This is a genomic window from Streptomyces sp. T12, from assembly GCF_028736035.1.
Lineage (GTDB): Bacteria > Actinomycetota > Actinomycetes > Streptomycetales > Streptomycetaceae > Streptomyces.
The window spans coordinates 5,378,684-5,397,360 of the sequence record NZ_CP117866.1 but is presented as its reverse complement, the minus strand read 5'-3'; the positions used below and the strand labels follow the sequence as shown (position 1 = coordinate 5,397,360).

Annotated in this window: 18 protein-coding genes and 1 pseudogene; 5 read left to right on the top strand and 14 right to left on the bottom strand. The window is 71.9% G+C overall.

The features are described from left to right. The first annotated feature begins 61 nt into the window (after positions 1-61). Positions 62-547, top strand: coding sequence for an Lrp/AsnC family transcriptional regulator (locus PBV52_RS24225; protein WP_274249538.1), 486 nt, complete (start codon positions 62-64; stop codon positions 545-547). 16 nt (positions 548-563) lie between these two features. Here the strand turns inward: PBV52_RS24225 and PBV52_RS24220 are convergent, their stop codons facing one another. From PBV52_RS24220 to PBV52_RS24210, 3 genes are all read right to left on the bottom strand, one after another. Beyond that, positions 564-866 (bottom strand): hypothetical protein, encoded by a 303-nt coding sequence (locus PBV52_RS24220; RefSeq protein ID WP_274241053.1) that lies wholly within the window; start codon positions 864-866, stop codon positions 564-566. Between the two features lie 97 nt (positions 867-963). Next, the gene (locus PBV52_RS24215; protein ID WP_274241052.1) at positions 964-1,554 is read right to left on the bottom strand and encodes a TetR/AcrR family transcriptional regulator; all 591 of its coding nucleotides are present in this window, start codon (positions 1,552-1,554) and stop codon (positions 964-966) included. Beyond that, positions 1,551-3,077, bottom strand: coding sequence for a 3-hydroxyacyl-CoA dehydrogenase (locus PBV52_RS24210; protein ID WP_274241051.1), 1,527 nt, complete (start codon positions 3,075-3,077; stop codon positions 1,551-1,553). Before PBV52_RS24210 ends, PBV52_RS24215 begins: the two co-directional genes overlap by 4 nt. A 160-nt stretch (positions 3,078-3,237) precedes the next feature. Here PBV52_RS24210 and paaN point away from each other — a divergent pair, with 160 nt between their 5' ends. After that, positions 3,238-4,944, top strand: coding sequence for a phenylacetic acid degradation protein PaaN (gene paaN, locus PBV52_RS24205; RefSeq protein WP_274241050.1), 1,707 nt, complete (start codon positions 3,238-3,240; stop codon positions 4,942-4,944). Here the strand turns inward: paaN and PBV52_RS24200 are convergent. From PBV52_RS24200 to PBV52_RS24190, 3 genes are read right to left on the bottom strand one after another with little or no spacing between them, the layout of a single operon-like run. Then, the gene (locus PBV52_RS24200; protein WP_274241049.1) at positions 4,941-5,687 is read right to left on the bottom strand and encodes an RNA methyltransferase; all 747 of its coding nucleotides are present in this window, start codon (positions 5,685-5,687) and stop codon (positions 4,941-4,943) included. The two genes, paaN and PBV52_RS24200, sit on opposite strands and share 4 nt — an antisense overlap. After that, a complete protein-coding gene (locus PBV52_RS24195; RefSeq protein WP_274241048.1) occupies positions 5,684-6,910 on the bottom strand; it encodes an HTTM domain-containing protein in 1,227 nt (408 codons plus the stop codon). Before PBV52_RS24195 ends, PBV52_RS24200 begins: the two co-directional genes overlap by 4 nt. Continuing rightward, entirely contained in the window at positions 6,907-7,806 is a 900-nt protein-coding gene (locus PBV52_RS24190) for a DUF5819 family protein (RefSeq protein WP_274241047.1), read from the bottom strand. The genes PBV52_RS24195 and PBV52_RS24190 overlap by 4 nt, the downstream gene beginning before the upstream one ends. A gap of 289 nt (positions 7,807-8,095) precedes the next feature. Here PBV52_RS24190 and PBV52_RS24185 point away from each other — a divergent pair, with 289 nt between their 5' ends. Then, positions 8,096-9,229 (top strand): acyl-CoA dehydrogenase family protein, encoded by a 1,134-nt coding sequence (locus PBV52_RS24185; protein ID WP_274241046.1) that lies wholly within the window; start codon positions 8,096-8,098, stop codon positions 9,227-9,229. A 107-nt stretch (positions 9,230-9,336) separates the two neighbouring features. Here the strand turns inward: PBV52_RS24185 and PBV52_RS24180 are convergent. The 4 genes and pseudogenes from PBV52_RS24180 to PBV52_RS24165 form a co-directional block, all read right to left on the bottom strand. Continuing rightward, positions 9,337-9,685 (bottom strand): annotated as a pseudogene (locus tag PBV52_RS24180) (rhodanese-like domain-containing protein). Between the two features lie 103 nt (positions 9,686-9,788). Then, positions 9,789-10,691 carry a hypothetical protein gene (locus PBV52_RS24175; protein ID WP_274241045.1) on the bottom strand — a complete coding sequence of 301 codons (903 nt, stop codon included), beginning with the start codon at positions 10,689-10,691 and terminating at the stop codon, positions 9,789-9,791. Positions 10,692-11,094: 403 nt separating this feature from the next. Then, entirely contained in the window at positions 11,095-12,570 is a 1,476-nt protein-coding gene (locus PBV52_RS24170; RefSeq protein WP_274241044.1) for a DUF2252 domain-containing protein, read from the bottom strand. Between the two features lie 190 nt (positions 12,571-12,760). Continuing rightward, positions 12,761-13,123, bottom strand: a complete 363-nt coding sequence (locus PBV52_RS24165) for a helix-turn-helix domain-containing protein (protein WP_274241043.1) — start codon at positions 13,121-13,123, stop codon at positions 12,761-12,763. A 132-nt stretch (positions 13,124-13,255) separates the two neighbouring features. On the opposite strand from PBV52_RS24165, the gene PBV52_RS24160 reads away from it, so the two are divergent. Continuing rightward, entirely contained in the window at positions 13,256-13,906 is a 651-nt protein-coding gene (locus tag PBV52_RS24160) for an FMN-dependent NADH-azoreductase (protein ID WP_274241042.1), read from the top strand. A 150-nt stretch (positions 13,907-14,056) separates the two neighbouring features. On the opposite strand, the gene PBV52_RS24155 is transcribed toward PBV52_RS24160, so the two are convergent. Further along, positions 14,057-14,212, bottom strand: a complete 156-nt coding sequence (locus tag PBV52_RS24155) for a hypothetical protein (RefSeq protein ID WP_274241041.1) — start codon at positions 14,210-14,212, stop codon at positions 14,057-14,059. A 115-nt stretch (positions 14,213-14,327) separates the two neighbouring features. Further along, positions 14,328-15,635: a glycosyltransferase 87 family protein gene (locus PBV52_RS24150; RefSeq protein ID WP_306801444.1), complete on the bottom strand. Its 1,308-nt coding sequence runs from the start codon at positions 15,633-15,635 to the stop codon at positions 14,328-14,330. A gap of 220 nt (positions 15,636-15,855) precedes the next feature. Here PBV52_RS24150 and PBV52_RS24145 point away from each other — a divergent pair, with 220 nt between their 5' ends. After that, a complete protein-coding gene (locus PBV52_RS24145; protein WP_274241040.1) occupies positions 15,856-16,218 on the top strand; it encodes a DUF1304 domain-containing protein in 363 nt (120 codons plus the stop codon). Here the strand turns inward: PBV52_RS24145 and PBV52_RS51785 are convergent. Both PBV52_RS51785 and PBV52_RS24135 read right to left on the bottom strand, forming a co-directional pair. Continuing rightward, positions 16,128-16,556, bottom strand: coding sequence for a universal stress protein (locus tag PBV52_RS51785; protein WP_373921897.1), 429 nt, complete (start codon positions 16,554-16,556; stop codon positions 16,128-16,130). The genes PBV52_RS24145 and PBV52_RS51785 overlap by 91 nt on opposite strands. A 154-nt stretch (positions 16,557-16,710) precedes the next feature. Then, on the bottom strand, positions 16,711-18,438 hold the full coding sequence (locus PBV52_RS24135; RefSeq protein WP_274241038.1) for a GAF domain-containing sensor histidine kinase: 1,728 nt from the start codon (positions 18,436-18,438) through the stop codon (positions 16,711-16,713). Positions 18,439-18,677: the final 239 nt, after the last annotated feature.

Below are 18,677 nucleotides of genomic sequence, written 5' to 3'. Positions count from 1 at the left end.
AGCCTCCAATGAACGCAGTACGTCCACGGCAGGAAGGTGGGGGGACATGGCGCCTGAACAAATGGCCGAGAGCCCGGACAGCGGCACTCCCCTGCCGCCCCCACGCCCGCTCGACGTCATTGATCAGGACATCCTCCAGATGCTCCAGGCGGACGGCCGCGCGTCGATACGGTCGGTCGCCGAGCGGGTCCATGTCTCGCGCGCCAACGCCTACGCCCGCATCAACCGCCTCATCGAGGACGGCGTCATCCGCGGTTTCGGCGCCCGCGTCAACCACGAACGCGCAGGCCAGGGCACCTCGGCGTACATCACCCTGAAGATCGTCCAGAACTCCTGGCGCACGGTGCGCGAGCAGCTCAGACAACTGCCCGGTGCCTCTCACATCGCCCTCGTCGGGGGCGATTTCGATGTGCTGCTGCTGGTCCACACCTCCGACAACAGGGCGCTGCGCGAGCTGGTGCTCACCCGGCTCCAGGCGATCCCCGAGGTGCTCAGCTCGCGCACGCTGCTGGTGTTCGAGGAGGAGGACCTGGAGCCGCAGGGCTGAGCGTTCGTCCAGGCCGTCAGCCCGTGGTCATCACCATGGCCAACAGCACCACGAGCAGCAACGGAAGGAACGCGCACACGAGAGCGGCACAGGCCGCCGTGATCCGCAGCATCCGCGCCGACCGGCGATGCGGCAGCGCCCAGGCGACCGCGAGCAGGACGAACGCCCAGCAGACCGCGCCCCCGAGGACGCGGAAGGTGTTCCCGCCCCACAGGGCGTACTCCCACCCGAGGAGCGGCAACCCGAGCAGCGTGGCCACGAGAGGCGCCCGCCACCACGTCGAGTCGTCGGCAGACGACGGCATGTCGTTCTGGATCATGCGTCACAGCCCACCACCCGAGGGGCCCCGGAGCATCGGGTGGCGTACTCACCCGGCCACGCGCGCGTACTCAGGCCGCCGTCGCGGCAAGCGGCAGTCAGCCCGCCTGCCGCAGCCCCCCGAAGACCAGCCGCACCACGGTGTCGGCGACCTCGCGCTCGTTCATGCCGCGGCCGTCCGGCCGGTACCACTCCACGATCGAGTTGATCATCCCGAAGACGAGCCGCGTCGCCAGCCGCACCTCCACGTCGGCGCGCACCTCCCCGTCGGCGGCGGCCGCCTTCAGCAGTGCGGCGACCTGGTGGTCGAAGTCGCGGCGCCGTTCCAGGGCCCACCGCTCGGTGTCGGTGTTGCCGCGCACGCGCAGCAGCAGCGTCACGTACGGCAGGTCGCCTATGAGCACCTCGACCATGCGCCGTACGACGTATTCCAGCCGGTCGGCGGCGTGCCCCACGCGCGCGTGCTCCTCGTCGAGGATCCCGAAGAGCCCGTCGAGCGCCCGGCTGACGGCGCGGCGCAGCAGCTCCTCCTTGCCGCTGACGTGGTGGTAGATCGACGACTTGGAGATTCCGGCCGCCTTGGAGAGGTGCTCCATGGAGGTGCCGTCGTAGCCACGCTCGTTGAAGACCTGCACGGCGACGGAGAGCAGCGTCTCCGGCGTGTACGTGTCGCGCTTGGCGGTGGTCATGAGGTGTTGCCCTCCCGCTTGTCGGAGGCGTACGCGTGGCGGTACAGCGCGAGGGACGGCGCGTAGCGCCCGGAGGGGTCGCGCAGGTGCAGGTCGTCGAGGAGGGCGTACGCCCAGTTACGGCCGAGCCTGCGGCTCCACTCGAAGGGGCCGAGCGGGTAGTTCACGCCGAGGCGCATCGCGGTGTCGATGTCCTCCTCGGTGGCCACGCCCTTGGCGACGGCGTCATGCGCCAGGTCGACGATCCGGGCGACCGTGCGGGCGACGATCATGCCGGGGACGTCGCCGATGACGCTGACGTCCTTGCCGAGCGCCTGGAAGAGGCCGGTGGCCTCGGCGAGGGTCTGGGGCGAGGTGTCCTGGGAGGCGGACAGGGCGATCCGGGTGGCCCTGCGGTAGTCGAGGGCGAGATCGAAGTAGACGACGTCCCGGAACTCCACCGACGTCTGGCCGTCGGCGAGCGCGAGCTGGCCGCCGCTCGGCAGCACCAGGCGGGTGCCGTGGTCCTCGTCCTCCTCGCGCACCGGGATGCCCGCCTCGCGGATCAGCGCGAGCAGCTCGGATGCCGGTCCCAGGTCGCCCTCGGCGACGACGTAGGCGGGCGGCCGGCCCTTCTCCGCGGTGTGCGGCTCGTCGCGCTCGGCAGCCCCGTTCCCATCGGAGTAGTCGTACCAGCCGTGCCCGCTCTTGCGGCCGAGCCGGCCGGACTCGACCAGGCGCCGCTGGGCGAGCGAGGGCGTGAAGCGCACGTCCTGGAAGAAGGACTGCCACACGGAGTGCGTGACGGACTCGTTGACGTCCTGACCGATGAGGTCGGTCAGCTCGAACGCGCCCATCTTGAAGCCGCCGCACTCGCGCAGAACGGCGTCGATGGTGGCCGGATCCGCGCCTTGCGCCTCGTAGACGGCGAAGGCCTCGGCGTAGAAGGGCCGGGCGATGCGGTTGACGATGAAGCCGGGGGTGTCGGCGCAGGCGACCGGCGTCTTGCCCCAGGCCCGTGCCGTCTCGTACGCGCGCGTGGCCGACGTGACGTCGCTGGCGAACCCGGAGACGACCTCGACGAGCGGCAGCAGCGGCGCGGGGTTGAAGAAGTGCAGGCCGACGAAGCGGCCCGGGTTGGCGAGGGCGCCGCCGATGGCCGTGACGGACAGGGACGAGGTGTTGGTGGCGAGCAGGCAGTCCTCGTCGACGATGCCCTCCAGCTCGCGGAACAGCTCCTGTTTGACGTCGAGGCGCTCCAGGACGGCCTCGATGACCAGGGCGCAGTCCGCGAGGTCGGCGAGCGAGTCGGCGGGCAGCAGCCGGGCGCGGGCCGCGTCGCGGTCGGCGCCGGTGAGGCGGTCCTTCGCGACGAGCCGGTCGAGGCGGGCACCGATCGCGTCCGCCGCGGCCTGGGCGCGCCCGGGAGCGGCGTCGTACAGCCGTACGGGATGGCCCGCGACCAACGCGACCTGGGCGATGCCCTGGCCCATGGTGCCGGTGCCGACAACGGCCACGGGGCTGCTGAGGTCGAGTGCTGTCATGTGCGCGATCCTCCCGCACGGGGTTTTCCACAGATGCGGCGGACCCCCTTGAACCGACCGATCGTTCGGTTACTCTAACTCTGACTGCCTGTTCCTGCCCATGTTTCTGCCCAGGTCATGAGCTCAACGGAGAGCTCTGGAAACGAGGAGTTGGTCCCGCATGGCCGCCGAACTGACCGCCCACGAGCTGATCGCCAAGCACCGGCCCACCCTCGACCAGGCGCTGGAGGCGATCCGCACCCGCGCGTACTGGTCCCCGCACCCCGAGCACCCCAAGGCCTACGGTGAGAACGGCAGCCTGGACGCGGCGGCGGGCAAGGCCGCCTTCGACGCACTGCTGGGCAACCGCCTCGACCTCGGCCAGGCCGGCACGGACGACTGGGTGGGCGGCGAGGTCTCCCCGTACGGCATCGAGCTGGGCGTCGAGTACCCGCACGCGAACATCGACGAGTTGCTGCCGGCCATGAGGTCCGGCATGCGCGCGTGGCGGGACGCCGGCGCGGAGATGCGCGCGGTGGTCTGCGTCGAGATCCTCAAGCGGATCAGCGACCGGACGCACGAGTTCGCGCACGCGGTCATGCACACCTCCGGTCAGGCCTTCATGATGGCCTTCCAGGCGGGCGGCCCGCACGCGCAGGACCGTGGCCTGGAGGCGGTGGCGTACGCGTACGTCGAGCAGGTGCGCACCCCCGACACGGCGGAGTGGACCAAGCCGCAGGGCAAGCGTGACCCGCTCGCGCTGAACAAGCAGTTCACGCCGGTCCCGCGCGGGATCGCCCTGGTCATCGGCTGCAACACCTTCCCGACCTGGAACGGCTACCCGGGCCTGTTCGCCTCCCTCGCCACCGGCAACGCGGTCCTCGTGAAGCCCCACCCGCGCGCGGTACTGCCACTCGCGCTCACCGTGCAGGTCGCCCGTCAGGTGCTCACCGAGGCGGGCTTCGACGCGAACCTGGTCGCGCTGGCCGCCGAGCGGCCCGGCGAGGGCATCGCCAAGACCCTGGCCACCCGCCCCGAGATCCGGGTCATCGACTACACCGGTTCGACCGTGTTCGGCGACTGGCTGGAGGCCAACGCCCGCCAGGCGCAGGTCTACACGGAGAAGGCCGGCGTCAACACGGTGATCGTCGACTCGACGGACAACTACAAGGGGATGCTGTCCAACCTGGCCTTCTCCCTGTCCCTGTACAGCGGCCAGATGTGCACCACCCCGCAGAACCTGCTCGTCCCCCGCGACGGCATCCGCACCGACGAGGGCCCCAAGACCTTCGACGAGGTCGTCGCCGACCTCGCCCGCTCGGTCGACGGCCTCCTCGGCGACGACGCCCGCGCGAACGCGCTGCTCGGCGCGATCGTCAACCCCGACGTCAAGGCCCGCCTGGAGGCCGCTGCGGGGCTGGGCGAAGTCGCCCTCGCCTCCCGGGAGATCGCCAACCCGGAGTTCCCGGACGCGGTGGTCCGTACGCCGGTGATCGTGAAGCTGGACGGGGCGCGGAAGTATTGGGAGGGGGCGGACGACGAGGCCGCCTACATGAGCGAGTGCTTCGGGCCGGTCTCCTTCGCCGTCGCGGTCGACTCGGCGTCGGACGCGGTGGAGTTGCTGCGGCGGACCGTGCGGGACAAGGGTGCGATGACCGTCGGCGCGTACACCACCGACGAGGAGGTCGAGCAGGCCGTGCAGGAGGCCTGCCTGGAGGAGGCGGCCCAGCTGTCGCTGAACCTCACGGGCGGGGTGTACGTCAATCAGACGGCCGCGTTCTCCGACTTCCACGGGTCGGGCGGCAACCCGGCCGCCAACTCCGCGCTGTGCGACGGGGCGTTCGTGGCGAACCGGTTCCGGGTGGTCGAGGTGCGTCGGGAGGCCTAAGCCCGCAAAGCGCCCCCGGTGAGACTCCAGTGGTACAGCGTCATCGCCACGCTCGTCGCCAAGTTGTAGCTGGAGACCTGGGGGCGCATCGGCAGGGACACCAAATGGTCGGCACGCGCGCGTAGTTCGGCGGACAGCCCACTGCGCTCGGAGCCGAAGGCGAGGACGGCGTCGTCCGGGAGCTTGATGCCCCGGATGTCGTCGCCCTCCGGGTCCAGCGCGAAGACCGGCCCGGGCGGCAGCTCGTCCACGCCCAGCCGCTCCACCGCCGTCGCGAAGTGCAGGCCCGCCCCGCCGCGCACGACCGTCGGGTGCCAGGGGTCGAGGGTGCCCGTGGTGACCACGCCGGTCGCGCCGAAACCGGCGGCCAGGCGGATCACGGCGCCCGCGTTGCCGAGGTTGCGCGGGTTGTCGAGGACCACGACCGGGGCGGTGCGGGGCGTGTGCGCCAGCTTCGCGAGGTTGGCAGCGCGGGCCGGTCGTACGGCCAAGGCGGCCACCGCGGTGGGGTGCGGGCGCGGCACCAGGGACGTGTACGTCGACTCCGGGACCTCGGTCAGGAGCGCGTCCAGCGTCTCCCGTACATCCGGCGCCAGCTCGTCGGCGAGGGCCAGCGCGGCCGCCCGGTCGACGGCGACCGCCACCGGGACCTCGGCTCCGAAGCGCACGGCGTGCTTGAGGGCGTGGAAGCCGTCGAGCAGCACGGAGCTCTCGGCGAGCCGGTTCCAGGAGGTCACGGTCATGCCGTGAAGCCTACGGGCGCGTGCTCGGGGTTCTCCCGGGTGCGCGGCTCGGGGAGCGGCGTACGGTCGTCGCCGCGCCGGACCAGACTCCACAGACGTCCACGCGCGCGTGCCGCCCACCCGCCGAGGCGGCGCAGGAACGACGTCGGCAGGAAGACCGCGTCCGCCGCGATCATCGCCAGCGAGAAGAACGGCAGGCCGAGGACGACCGCGATCACGGCGTGCTCGGTGATCATCGCGGCGAGGAGGACGTTCTTGACCCGCCGGTTGAACAGCGTGAAGGGGAAGGCGACCTGCACGACGACCGTGCCGTAGGTGATGAGCATCACCATCGTGCCGCTGGACGACAGCACGTCGGCGAGGGCCGGCCAGGGCGAGAAGTAGTCGAGGTGCAGCGGGTAGTAGACGGCGGTGCCGTCCTGCCAGCGGGAGCCCTGGATCTTGTACCAGCCGGCGGTCGCGTAGATCAGGCACGCCTCGGCCATGATCACCAGCAGGGCGCCGTTGTGCACGATGTTGCCGACGACGTCGAGCAGGATGCGGGGCTGGGCGGTCCGGGCGCGGCGGTCCACGATCCACCACACGGCCTGCCCCAGCCAGACGCCCCACAGGATCACCGGCACGGTCAGGTCGCCGCCGAGACGACCCGCCGCCGTCACCGCGACCAGCGCGAACCCGAGCACGCTCCACAGGGCCGGGCCGACCCGGTCGGGCCCGATTCCCTCGCCACGCGCGTGTGCCTCGCGCGCGAGGCGTGCCCGGCGCTCGTCCAGGGACCAGACCTGGCCGCAGCGTGTGAACACGAGGTAGAGGCACATCAGGTGCAGGACGTTGTCGCCGCCGTCGCCCATGAAGATGGAGCGGTTCTGCAGCGAGAGCACACCGACCATGAACAGCACGGACATCGTGCGGCTGCGCCAGCCGAGCAGCAGCAGCACGCTGGTCAGGACGGCGAGCGCGTAGACGGCCTCGAACCAGAAGTGGCTGCTCGACCACATCAGCGCGGTGAAGGAGCCGTTCGTCCCGATCAGCTGCTGGGCGAGGTCGAAGTCCCAGGGGCCGTCGGGGCCGTACAACTCCTGGCGGTGGGGGAACTCACGCAGCAGGAACAGCAGCCAGGTCGCGGTGAAGCCGATGCGGATCACGGCCGTCTGGTACGGGCCGAGGGCGGACTCGGTGACACGGGCGATGCCCAAGGAGATCGCGAGGGTGAAGCGGTTCACCGGGCACCTCCCTCGGCCTCGGCCGCGGCATCGGTCGTGCCGACGGCACTGGTCCTGCCCGCGGCTTCGCTCCCGCCCGCACTGCCGGCCCCGTCCTTCGGGACCCACCACCAGGGCAGCACGCGGTAGGTCGGCTTGTCCGAGACCTGCTCCTCGCTCCACTTCGGCGGGCGCACATTGGTGGTGCGGGAGCGGACCTGGACGCGTTCGACGACGCCGGCGTCGCCGGCCGCGTTCGCGCGGTCGAGGCGCAGCTGCACTATGTGCCGCAGATACGTCTCGGACAGGGCGCCGCGCAGACCGACGGGACGGTTCTGGGCGTCGTGCGTGGCGACGAAGAAGTCCCAGGCCCGGCGCAGCTCGTTCTGCTGGGTGTGGCTGGGCAGCAGATTGCCGTCGATGGCCCGGCCGTCCTGGGCGGACAGGTCGTACCAGCCGGTGGTACGGGTGCCGCCGTCGGCCGTGCCGACCTGGGCACGGACCTGCACCGCGATGTTCTGCTGCAACGGGTTGGGGGCGAACAGCTTCCAGTTCTGTTCGAACTCCGGGTATATCCAGTCGTCGATCGCCTTGCCGTGCTGCTTGGTGACCGTGTTCGGCGGCGCGACATGCAGGAAGACCATGCCTATGTGGACGCAGACGGCGATCGCCACGACGGCGAGGGCGAGCGCGGCGCCGATCTGGTACCGCAGGGAGAGAGCGGCCACGCCGATGCGGGGTTCGGGGAGCGGCGAGGCAGGAGAGGCGGCAGGGGCTGGAGAGGTGTCAGGGATAGGCGAGGCGGCAGAGATGGGCGAGGCGGCAGAGGCAGCAGGAGCGGACGAGGGCACGACGACGGGCGGCTCCTCCTGCGGCCCATGCCGGGCGGCCGAGCCTGCGTCGTACGCGTCTGCCATGCCGTTTCGTTCCCCGATTCCGGTTCCGGTCCGTCTTCCCTCAGCGCTCGCACGGGAACGGTACTCAGGCCCACCCGCCGGGAACAGCCCCAGTCGGGCCGCCGCCGTCCACACCTTACGGGGGTCCTACGCGATCTCACCGGGGTCTACGAGACCCTCACGACTGCGGTCCCACGAGACCCTCACGAGGGACCCCACGAGGGACCCCACGAGGAGCATTCCCTTCTTCTAGAACCTGTTCTATCTTGACGCTCCGTCAGATCGCCGTGCGTGTGGAAGGGCAGGGACCGTGGACTTCACCTTCACCGAGGAACAGCAGGCGGCGGCCGAGGCGGCGCGCGGAGTGTTCGCCGGGGTCGCACCGGACGCAGTGCCCTCCCCAGCGCTCACGCCGGGCGCCGTCGCCGACGACTTCGACCGCCCGCTGTGGGGCCGCCTCGCGGACGCGGACCTGCTGAGCCTGCTGCTCGCCGAGGAGTACGGCGGCGCGGGCCTCGACGCCATCGCGCTGTGCCTGGTGCTGCGCGAGTCGGCGAAGGTACTGGCCCGGGTGCCGCTGCTGGAGAGCAGCGCGGCGATGGCGGCCGTCCAGGCGTACGGCGGCCCGGAGGTGAAGGCCGACCTGCTCGCCCGCGCGGGGCGCGGCGAGGTGGTGCTGACGGTCGCCGCGCACGGCCGCACCGGGCACGACCCGGCCGAGCTCGCGGTGACCGCTCGACAGGAGGGTTCGGGGTGGGTCCTGGACGGGGTGCAGACCGCGGTGCCCTGGGCGTACGACGCCGATCTCGTGGTCGTGCCGGCCCGTACGGCCGACGACCGGACCGTCCTCGCGCTGGTGCCGCGCGACGCGGAGGGGGTTTCGCTCGCCGAGCAGGTCTCGACCAGCGGGGAGCGGCTGGGGGAGCTGCGGCTGGAGTCGGTGCGGCTCGCGGCGCGGGACGTCCTCGACCGCGAGGGGGCGTGGGAGTGGCTGCGGGAACTGCTGGCCACGGGCACGTGTGCGCTGGCGCTCGGGCTGGGTGAGCGGGTGCTGGGGATGACGTCGCAGTACGCGAGCAAGCGGAAGCAGTTCGGGCATCCGATCGCCACGTTCCAGGCGGTCGCCGTGCAGTCCGCAGACCGCTACATCGACCTGCGCGCGATGGAGGCCGTGCTGTGGCAGGCCGCGTGGCGGATCGCCTCGGGGACGTCGGGGGCGCTGCCCGCCTCCGGAGACGTGGCCGTGGCCAAGATCTGGGCCTCGGAGGGCGTACGGCGGGTCGTGCAGACGGCCCAGCATCTGCACGGCGGCTTCGGCGCGGACGTCGACTATCCGCTGCACCGGTACCACGCCTGGGCCAAGCACCTGGAGCTGGCGCTCGGCCCGGCGGCGGCGCACGAGGAGGCGCTGGGCGATCTGCTGGCGGCGCATCCGCTGGCCTGACGGGTGTCTCCGACGGCTCGGCGGAAGCAGCTCAGCTGAACTACTCAGCTGAACAACTCAGAGGAGCAGCTCAGAGGGGCAGCTCAGCGGGCTACTCAAGGAACAGCTCAGAGGACGTAGCCCGGCTGGCCCTCGTCGTTCACCACGGGGCGTCCGGCCGCCGCCCACACCTGCATGCCGCCGTCGACGTTCACGGCGTCGATGCCCTGCTGGACGAGGTACATCGCGACCTGCGCCGAGCGGCCACCGGAGCGGCAGATCACATGGACGCGGCCGTCCTGCGGGGCGGCCTCGGTCAGCTCGCCGTAGCGGGCGACGAACTCGCTGATGGGGATGTGCAGCGCCCTCTCGGCGTGACCCGCCTGCCATTCGTCGTCCTCGCGGACGTCCCAGGAGGAAGTCGTCGTCCTTGAGGTCGGTGACCTCGACCGTGGGTACGCCAGATCCGAAGTGCATGGCTCCGACGCTACCTGACGGGTGCGGCTGCGTTGGGAGCGCCTACGGGGGGCGGGTGGTACGGCAGTCCTAGGGTGCGCCCCCTTGGGGCGATTCCCGGCCCCTAGCCGAGCAGCGCCACGAGCTCCGCCTCCCGCTGCGCGACCTGGGCCAGGAGCTGATCCGCGATCTCCTCCAGGAGGCGGTCCGGGTCGTCCGGGGCGAGGCGGAGCATCGCGCCGATCGCGCTCTCCTCCAGCTCCTTCGCGACGAGGGCGAGCATCTCCTTGCGCTGGGCGAGCCATTCGAGGCGGGCGTAGAGCTCCTCCGCGGGGGTCGGGCCCTGCTCCTTGGGCGCGGGGCCCGCGGCCCACTCCTCGGCCAGCTCCCGCAGCAACGCCTCGTCGCCACGGGCGTAGGCGGCGTTGACCCGGGTGATGAACTCCTCGCGCCGGGACCGCTCGGCCTCTTCCTGAGCCAGGTCCGGGTGGGCCTTGCGGGCCAGCTCGCGGTAGAGCTTGCGGGCCTCGTCACTGGGGCGCACCCGCTGCGGCGGCTGCACCGGCTGCTCCGTGAGCATCGCCGCGGCCTCCGGGAACAGCCCCTCGCCGTCCATCCAGCCGTGGAACAGTTCCTCGACGCCGGGCATCGGCAGCACCCGGGCGCGGGCCTCGTCGGCCTTGCGGATGTCCTCGGGATCGCCGGTGCGGGCAGCCGTGGCCTCGGCGATCCGGGCGTCCAGCTCGTCGAGGCGGGCGTACATCGGCCCGAGCTTCTGGTGGTGCAGCCGGGAGAAGTTCTCCACCTCGACGCGGAAGGTCTCCACCGCGATCTCGTACTCGATCAACGCCTGCTCGGCGGCCCGCACGGCCCGCTCCAGCCGCGCCTCGGGCCGCTCCGCCCCGTCTTCGGCCGTCACCTGCGCCTCACCACCCTGCTCAGCTCCACCGGCGGGCACCTCGGCACCGCCCTGCGTCCCCGCACCAGCGGGCTCGGCCTGGGACTGCTCAGCTTCCGGCGTCGTCACCCGACCAGCGTAGGCCACCCTCCACCCGGGACCGCCCCTCGCAGTCCGTCCGTGATCACGTCCCCCGAGGGCCGCGACGTCGCAGACGTCCAGGAAGTCCGCGGGACAGCGGGACGGCGGGACGCCGGTGTACCGGACGAGCGGGTCCTCGTCGTGCTTGAAGCAGTCGTGCCTGCCCGAAGCGCGCCCGAAGCACGCCCGGAGAACCGGAGAAGTCGTCCGGAGGTGTCGCAGTGCCCAGGGCCCGTGGCAAATCACCCGAGCTCCCGGGGGCAGCCGCTACGCCGGCGCAGGCAGCCGCTCCGGACAGGGCCTAGCATCGATGACGCCCGTCGCCTCCCCGGCCCGCCCGCCGAGGTCGACGTACGTCACCCAGCGCCCCTCACCGAGGGCTTCGTGCCCGTCACACCCCCACCTCCGCCGCGATCCGCCCCGCCCGCACCGCCGTCACCAGTGCCGCGTGGTCCGCCTCCGTGCGGTCGGCGTAGGTGACGGCGAACGTGGCGATCGCCTCGTCCAGTTCCTCGTTCTTTCCGCAGTAGCCGGAGATCAGGCGCGGGTCGGCGCTGTGCGAGTGGGCGCGGGCCAGGAGGGCGCCGGTCATGCGGGCGTAGTCGTCTATCTGGTCGGCGGCCAGCGCGGCCGGGTCGACGCTGCCCTTGCGGTTGCGGAACTGGCGGACCTGGAAGGGGAGTCCGTCGACCGTCGTCCAGCCCAGCAGGATGTCGCTGACCACCTGCATGCGCTTCTGGCCGAGAACCACGCGCCGCCCTTCGTGCTCCGCCTCCGGCGCCTCGAAGCCGGCCGTCACCAGGTGCGGGACGAGGGCCGAGGGGCGGGCCTCCTTCACCTGGAGGACCAGGGGTTCGCCACGGTGGTCCAGAAGGAGGACGACGTACGAGCGCGTGCCGACGCTGCCCGTGCCCACCACGCGGAACGCCACATCGTGCACCGAGTGGCGGGACACGAGGGGATGGCGGTCCTCGGAGAGCGTGGCGACCCAGCTCTCGAGCGACGCCGCCACCGCCGCGGCCTCCGCGTCCGGGACCCGGCGCAGAACCGGCGGGGCGTCGACGAAGCGGCGGCCGCCGTCCTCGGTCGGCTCCGTCGACTTCGCCGCGAAGCGCCCGCTGGTGTTGGCCCGCGCCTTCTCCGCGACCCGCTCCAGCGTGCCGAGCAGGTCATGGGCGTCGGTGTGGGAGACGAGCTCCTCGTCCGCGATCGCGTTCCACGCGTCCAGCACCGGGAGCTTGGCCAGCAGCCGCATGGTGCGCCGGTAGGCACCGACCGTGTCGTGCGCCGCCTTGCGGCACGCGGCCTCGTCCGCGCCCGCCTCCCGGCCCGCGAGCACGAGCGAGGCGGCGAGTCGCTTGAGGTCCCACTCCCAGGGGCCGTACAGCGTCTCGTCGAAGTCGTTCAGATCGATGACCAGGCCGCCGCGCGGGTCGCCGTACAGACCGAAGTTCGCCGCGTGCGCGTCGCCGCAGATCTGGGCGCGGATCCGGGTCATGGGAGTGCGGGCGAGGTCGTACGCCATGAGCCCTGCCGAGCCGCGCAGAAACGCGAAGGGCGTCGCCGCCATCCGGCCGACCCTTATCGGGGTGAGCTCGGAGAGCCGGCCGAGGTTGGACTCCTCGACGGCCGCCACGGCGTCGGGGCGGGCGGCGTCGAGGTCGAAGAGCGCGTGCTCACCGCGCGGCACCTGCCTGCGCAGCGCCTTGCCCTCCTCCTTGGGCGACCCGCCGCCCGGCCACTGCGCGAAGCCGCGCACCCGGGGCAGCCGACGCGCCACGGATTCCGACGCCACCACAGCCGAAGCCTGACCCGCAGCCGGACCCGCAGCCGCCTCCGCCGTAGCCTCGCCACCGACCTCGGTCATCCCGACCGCCTCCCCCGCTCACGCACGAACATCAACTCGTGCCGACGGTACAGCCGGTGGCCGAAACGCGTCACACCCTGTGGACAACTCCGCGGATGTGGAAAACCAGGCTCAGCGGCCCATCGCCTCAGCAGCCCATAGGCCTGAACAGCTCATAGGCCTCGGCCTGAACAGCCCATCGGCCTCCGCGTCAGCAGCCCTCGGGCCGCTCCCCGTCCGCCAGATACTTCTTCGCCCACCCACCCAGCTCGGTCAGCGCGGGCTCCAGCGCGGCGCCCGCCTCCGTCAACCGGTAGACGACCCGCAGCGGAGGCCCCTCGTACACCTCGCGCACGACGAGTCCCGCGGCGGTCAGTTCGGTGAGCCGGTCGGAGAGCATGCGCTCGCTGATACCGGGAATCGCCCGGCGCAGGGTGACGAAGTACGCGGGCCCTGTGGTCAGGACCGACACGATCGGGCCGGTCCAGCGCTTGCCGAGCAGTTGGAAGACGCGGGTGATGCCGTCGTCGACCCGCTTGCACGCCGCTACGTCGTGACTCTGCTCAGCCGCCATGCCCTTCAGGGTACTGCCCTGCCGTACGGGGATGAAAAAAAGTAAGTAACTGTGTTATCCATAGTCGAGTACGAACTTTCAGTCCCTGCGGGCAGATGCCCCGCCCGCTGCCGTCCCCTCCTGGAGACCCCCATGGCAACGCTTCTGCACATCGACTCCTCGGTCTTCCCCACCGACGCCTCCGCCTCCCGCGCCGTCACCGACGCCTTCCGCCGCACCTGGCAGGAACAGCACCCCGAGGGCACGGTGATCCACCGCGACCTCGCCACCGACCCCGTGCCGCACATCTCCGCCCACGCCCACACCGCCGGCTTCTCCGATCCGGCCACGCACACCCCGGAGCAGGCTGCGGCGTTCGCCGAGCGCGTGCGGCTGATCGAGGAGCTGGAGCGGGCGGACGCGGTGCTGATCGGCGCCCCGATGTACAACCTGACGATCCCGTCGACGCTGAAGGCCTGGCTGGACAACGTGGTCCTGTTCGGCCGTACGGCGGGCGACGCCCAGTCGGTCAAGGGCACCCCGGTCACCGTCATCGCGAGCCGCGGCGGCGCCTACGGGCCGGGCACGCCGCGTGAGGGCTACGAGTACGTGCAGAACTACCTGTCGGCGATCCTGGCCGACTTCCTCGGCGCCGACCTGGACTTCATCGTCCCGGAGCTCACGATGGCCCCGGCCAACCCGGAGATGGCCGACCTGGTCCCGCTCTTCGAGGCCTCCCGCGAGCGCGCTCTCGAGGAGGCCGCCACGAAGGCGAAGCAGCTGGCACAGCGCCTCGCGGCGTAACCAGCGCCCGCGGCCGGCATGGCTCGGCTTCGCAGCGCGACGCGGTCGGTGGCCGCACGCGCGCGTAGGGCCCCGCTCCAGCGGTGCGGGTGCCCAGGCGTCCCTACGCGCGCGTGCCGGGAAGTTGCAGTCGGAGCCGGCCACGACGCCTCACCGGGCGTCGTGGCCGGCTCCCCGCACCGCCACACCGGTCGAATACCCCGGCGGCGGGTTCCCCGGCTGGTCTCCTTCCGCGTACTGCCCCACCGACGGCAAGCACAGCGCCACGACCAGCCCGACCACCGCGAGCACGGTGACCCGCGCCACATACGCATCTCGGCGCTCCGCCACTCCCCAGGAACGGCCGCCCCTGCGCTCCGCCGCTTCCCGGAGACGCCCGCCCCTACGCTCCGCCGCTCCCCAGAAATGGGCACCCCGCCCTTCACCCACGCCCGACACCCGCCCCCACCAACCGCCCGACCCGGCGAGCAGCCGCCACCAGCTCCGTACGCCGGAACCAGGTGGCCAGGACCAGCGGATAGACCAGGTACCCGAACCGTGTCGCCGGGATCAGGCACATCGCCAGCCCCAACCCGAGCGCCAACCGGTCCGCCGCGGCGACGACGGTCCGGGGCGGACGTACCGCCAACGACACCGCCACGGCGACGGCGGCGGCCGCGAGGGCTGCCATGGCGAGGACGGACCCGCCGGGGACGTACGTGGCCAGCAGGTACCCCGGCAGCGGGCTGGCCGCCGGCGAGCGCACCCCGCCCTCGCCGAGCGGGAAGAGCACCACATGCTCGACGAAGGCGTGCGGGTCGGCCAGGGCCACCGGCACCACCGCGACCGCGGCCACCAGCACGGCGACCGCACCGGCCCGTACCGCCGCCCGCCGCCCCGCCGTCACCGCGAGCAGCACCAGTCCCACCGGCAGCAGCGGCCAGGCCGTCCACTTCAGCGCGGCCGCGGCCCCCATAGCCAGCCCGGCCGCCGTACCGTTCCCGCCCCGGCCGGCGAGCGCCAGCCCCAGGCACATCAGTCCGATCACCGGAAGGTCGACCCCGCCGACGGCCAGCGGCAGCGCTACGGCAGGGAAGGCCGCGAGGAGGAGCACGGCGGCGCGCGCGCTCGCGTCGCCGCCGAAACCGAGGGAGTCGCGCCCTGAGGGCCGAGCGGCGACAAGCATGCTCGCCAGGAACGCCGCGCAGAACCACACCCGGGCGTCCGCGAGCGGTGTACCGCCGAACAGCGCGTGGGGTATCCCGAACAGCGCCATGCCGGGCAGGTAGGGGTTGTAGTCGTCGACGCCGACCGGATGCGCCAGGTACGGGCTGCCGGAGTGCAGCAGCAGAGCGCCCGACTGCTCGACGACCCGCACCTCCGACTGCGCGGCGCCCGCGACGATCATGAACGCCAGCGGAACCACGACGGACCCGAGCAGCGCGGCAACCGCACTGCGCCCGCTCCAGGCACGCGGCGCCCGGCGGGCGAGCTCCGCCGCGACGACGTACCCGACGGCGGCGCAGACACCCCAGATCCGGTGCGGCGTGAGGGTCGTGACCACGGCCAGCGACAACGCGAAGCCCGCGCATCCGAGCCAGAACAGCACGTCCCGGCGCCCACGGGGAGCCCTGCCGGACGGCTTACGGCTGCCTTGGAGGGGCTTCTGCCGTGCGGGGGCCGGGGCGGGGGCACGGAGGGTGCCGCCGGGCCTGACTCCGGCGACGAAGGAGAGTGACTCGGGTGGCATCGGTGGGCTCCTGGGGAAGGGGAGCTCCAATCTCGCGCCGAGGCCCCGGCGGCCACCTCGGCCGAACGGCCACCGTTCACCACCCTCACGGCGGGCAGCTCAGCCGAACGACCGACCCGGCGCCCGAAAGCCGCCCGGGCGACCCCAGGACGGAACGACCGAAGGACGGAACGACCGACCGATCGATCGACCACGGACACCGCACCGGCACAATCACCGCATGCATCTGATCTCTGTCGTCCTCGTCGCCCTCATGGCGCTGCTGCACGCCTACATCCTGGTCCTGGAAATGTTCCTGTGGCAGCGCCCCCCGGGCCGCCGGTTCCACGGCTTCGACGCCGAGCTGGCCCGTTCCACCGCGGCACTGGCGGCCAACCAGGGCCTCTACAACGGCTTCCTGGCCGCAGGCCTGGTCTGGGGCCTCATCGCCGACGACCCGACCGGCTACCGCGTCCAGATCTTCTTCCTGTCCTGCATCATCGTCGCGGGCGTCTACGGCGCGGCCACCGCCAACCGCCGCATCCTCTTCGCCCAGGCCCTGCCCGCCGCCGTAACCCTTGCCACGGTCATCGCGGCCGGCTGAGTCCCGTGCCGTGGCCTGAGAGCTTCATCACAGGTCACGGCAGCCGAGGACGCCGTACCGAAGCGCAACGTGTCGAACGCAACAACACAAAATGATCGTTTCCCGGGAAGAGATTGATCGTTTCCCACTGTGCGTCCTTGAGCCGTCAGTCGTGCTTGCTCGGCCGCCTTGATCAGGGCCTCGGGCGCAGGGCCTTCGGCCTGCTCGTCCGACAGCCAGTTCCAGGCGTGCAGCAGTCGGAGCGGCCGGTCGCGGCGTACGGCCTCACGGGCCGCCCACTCGGCGGCGGTCGGGCTCTCGGCGGATCCGTCGACTCCGACGACTACGGGCTGGGCCATGACCCGCACCTCCAGAAGCTCGTTCGGCTTCCGATACCAGCGTCATGCCGCCGCGGAGGCAGGAGGAGGGGCCGTTGGGCCCGAGCGGAGGCCTTCGTCGCGCGGGTCAGCGTGCTGGGTAGCCGTGGTCAGGAGGCGGAGGGCTCGCGCCCGGCTACTCCGTCGGTACCGGGACCCGCCACACCAATGTGGTGCCGCCGTCGGGTGGACTGCTCAGCTCCACTTCCCCGCCCAACTGCCGAGCCCGCTCCGCCATGTTGCGCAGCCCGCTGCGGCGACCATCGGCCGGGATCCCGACGCCGTTGTCGGTGACCGTGAGGCGGACCTCGTGGGATTCGGCCGTCAGAAGGATGTCGGCCCGGTCGGCGCGGGCGTGCCGGGCGATGTTGGTGAGGGCCTCGGACAGGACGGCCACCAGGTGGTCGGCGATCTCGCGCGGCACCTGGGTCTCCACCAGCCCCTCCATCCGCACGCTGGGCGCGAAGCCCAGCACCGGTGCCGCCTCGCCCACGATCCGCACCACACGCGCCCGCAGCCCGCCCTCGCCGGCGCCTTCACGCGAGCGCAGCCCGAAGATCGTCGACCTGATGATCTTGATGGTTTCGTCGAGGTCGTCCACCGCTCGCACGACGCGTTCCGACGCCTCGGGATGCTCGATGAAGCGGCCGGCGCTCTGCAGGGTCATGCCTGTGGCGAACAGCCGCTGGATCGCGAGGTCGTGCAGGTCGCGGGCGATGCGGTCACGGTCCTTGAGGACGGCGACCTCCTCGGCGTCCGCGCGTCGCTCGGCCAGCTCCATCGCAATCGCCGCCTGTGCCGCGAAGCCTTTCAGCGGTTCGATCTCCTTGTCGGAGAACACCGTCCGGCCGGTCTCACGGACCAGCAGGACGACGCCCCGGAAACCACCGGAATCCGTTCCGATCGGGACGGCGACAGCCGGGCCGAGCCCGGCGAAGCGGGCGGGCGCCGACGACACTCGTTCGTCGCGGGAGACGTCCGTGCTGGTGACGGGGGTGCCGGAGACGAACGCCTCACCGATCAGGCTGCCCTCCCTGGGGATCACCAGGCCCCGGTGCATGTCCGCATCCGTCCCGACGGCGAGTTCCACGGCGAGCGAGTCGGTGTCCTGCACCGGCATCGCGACCATGGCCAGGGCCGCTCCGGTGATCTCCCGGGCACGATCGGCGATCAGTCCGAGGACCGTGCCGCGCTCGCCGCCGGACATCAGGGTGTGGGTGATCTCCGCGTTCGCCCTCAGCCAGCGTTCCCGCAGCCGGGAGTCCTCGTACAGGCGGGCGTTGTCGATCGCGACGCCGGCTGCCACGGCCAGGGTGGACAGGACCGACTCGTCCTCCTCGTCGAACTGCGCCCCACCCCGCTTCTCGGTGAGGTACAGGTTGCCGAAGACCTGGTCGCGCACCCGGATGGGAACGCCGAGGAAGGTGTTCATCGGCGGGTGGTTGGGCGGGAAGCCGTACGAGGCCGAGTGCTCGGAGATCTTGCCCAGGCGCAGCGGCTCGGGATGGCGGATCAGCTCACCGAGGATGCCATGTCCCTCCGGGAAGTGGCCGATCCGGCCGATCTGCTCCTCAGTGACCCCGACCGTGTGGAAGGCGGACAGCCGCTTGCCATCCGGTCCGATCACGCCGAGGGCGGCGTACTCGGCGTCGACCAGCATCGCGGCGGCCTCGACGATGCTGCGCAGGGCCTGCTCCAGGTCGAGCTCCCGGCCGACGGCGAGCACCGCCTCCAGCAGGCTGCGTACCCGGTCACGGGTACCGCGGGCCGCGTCTAGCCGTGCCTGGAGCTCCTCCAGCAGCTCGTCCAGCCTCAGCTGCGGCAGCCGTACGCGGGCTTCCCAAGGCTCCTCGGAGCTTCCCACCTGCGTCTCCTCCGGTCACCTGGGCGGGCGGGCACCGGCCGCTCCGGACATGGGTCACGGTACCGGCCCACGGCGCGTGACGGTACGGAATCGGATCCGGTGGTACGTGGTCCGTGACCGCTCCCGCCAGGTTCGAGCACCCGGCTCGGCAGCCGGGCGACAGACCACTTGGGCCGTTCGGCCCTGCCCCGGGGACGGACAGCATCTGCCAGGCCCGGCCGGACCGTTCGACGCTGGAG

Coding starts and splice junctions, on each gene's coding strand:
- PBV52_RS24225 (WP_274249538.1), top strand. CDS start 62: ATGGCCGAGAGCCCGGACAGCGGCACTCCCCTGCCGCCCCCACGCCCG.
- PBV52_RS24220 (WP_274241053.1), bottom strand. CDS start 866: ATGATCCAGAACGACATGCCGTCGTCTGCCGACGACTCGACGTGGTGG.
- PBV52_RS24215 (WP_274241052.1), bottom strand. CDS start 1,554: ATGACCACCGCCAAGCGCGACACGTACACGCCGGAGACGCTGCTCTCC.
- PBV52_RS24210 (WP_274241051.1), bottom strand. CDS start 3,077: ATGACAGCACTCGACCTCAGCAGCCCCGTGGCCGTTGTCGGCACCGGC.
- paaN (WP_274241050.1), top strand. CDS start 3,238: ATGGCCGCCGAACTGACCGCCCACGAGCTGATCGCCAAGCACCGGCCC.
- PBV52_RS24200 (WP_274241049.1), bottom strand. CDS start 5,687: ATGACCGTGACCTCCTGGAACCGGCTCGCCGAGAGCTCCGTGCTGCTC.
- PBV52_RS24190 (WP_274241047.1), bottom strand. CDS start 7,806: ATGGCAGACGCGTACGACGCAGGCTCGGCCGCCCGGCATGGGCCGCAG.
- PBV52_RS24170 (WP_274241044.1), bottom strand. CDS start 12,570: ATGACCGAGGTCGGTGGCGAGGCTACGGCGGAGGCGGCTGCGGGTCCG.
- PBV52_RS24165 (WP_274241043.1), bottom strand. CDS start 13,123: ATGGCGGCTGAGCAGAGTCACGACGTAGCGGCGTGCAAGCGGGTCGAC.
- PBV52_RS24160 (WP_274241042.1), top strand. CDS start 13,256: ATGGCAACGCTTCTGCACATCGACTCCTCGGTCTTCCCCACCGACGCC.
- PBV52_RS24150 (WP_306801444.1), bottom strand. CDS start 15,635: ATGCCACCCGAGTCACTCTCCTTCGTCGCCGGAGTCAGGCCCGGCGGC.
- PBV52_RS24145 (WP_274241040.1), top strand. CDS start 15,856: ATGCATCTGATCTCTGTCGTCCTCGTCGCCCTCATGGCGCTGCTGCAC.
- PBV52_RS51785 (WP_373921897.1), bottom strand. CDS start 16,556: ATGGCCCAGCCCGTAGTCGTCGGAGTCGACGGATCCGCCGAGAGCCCG.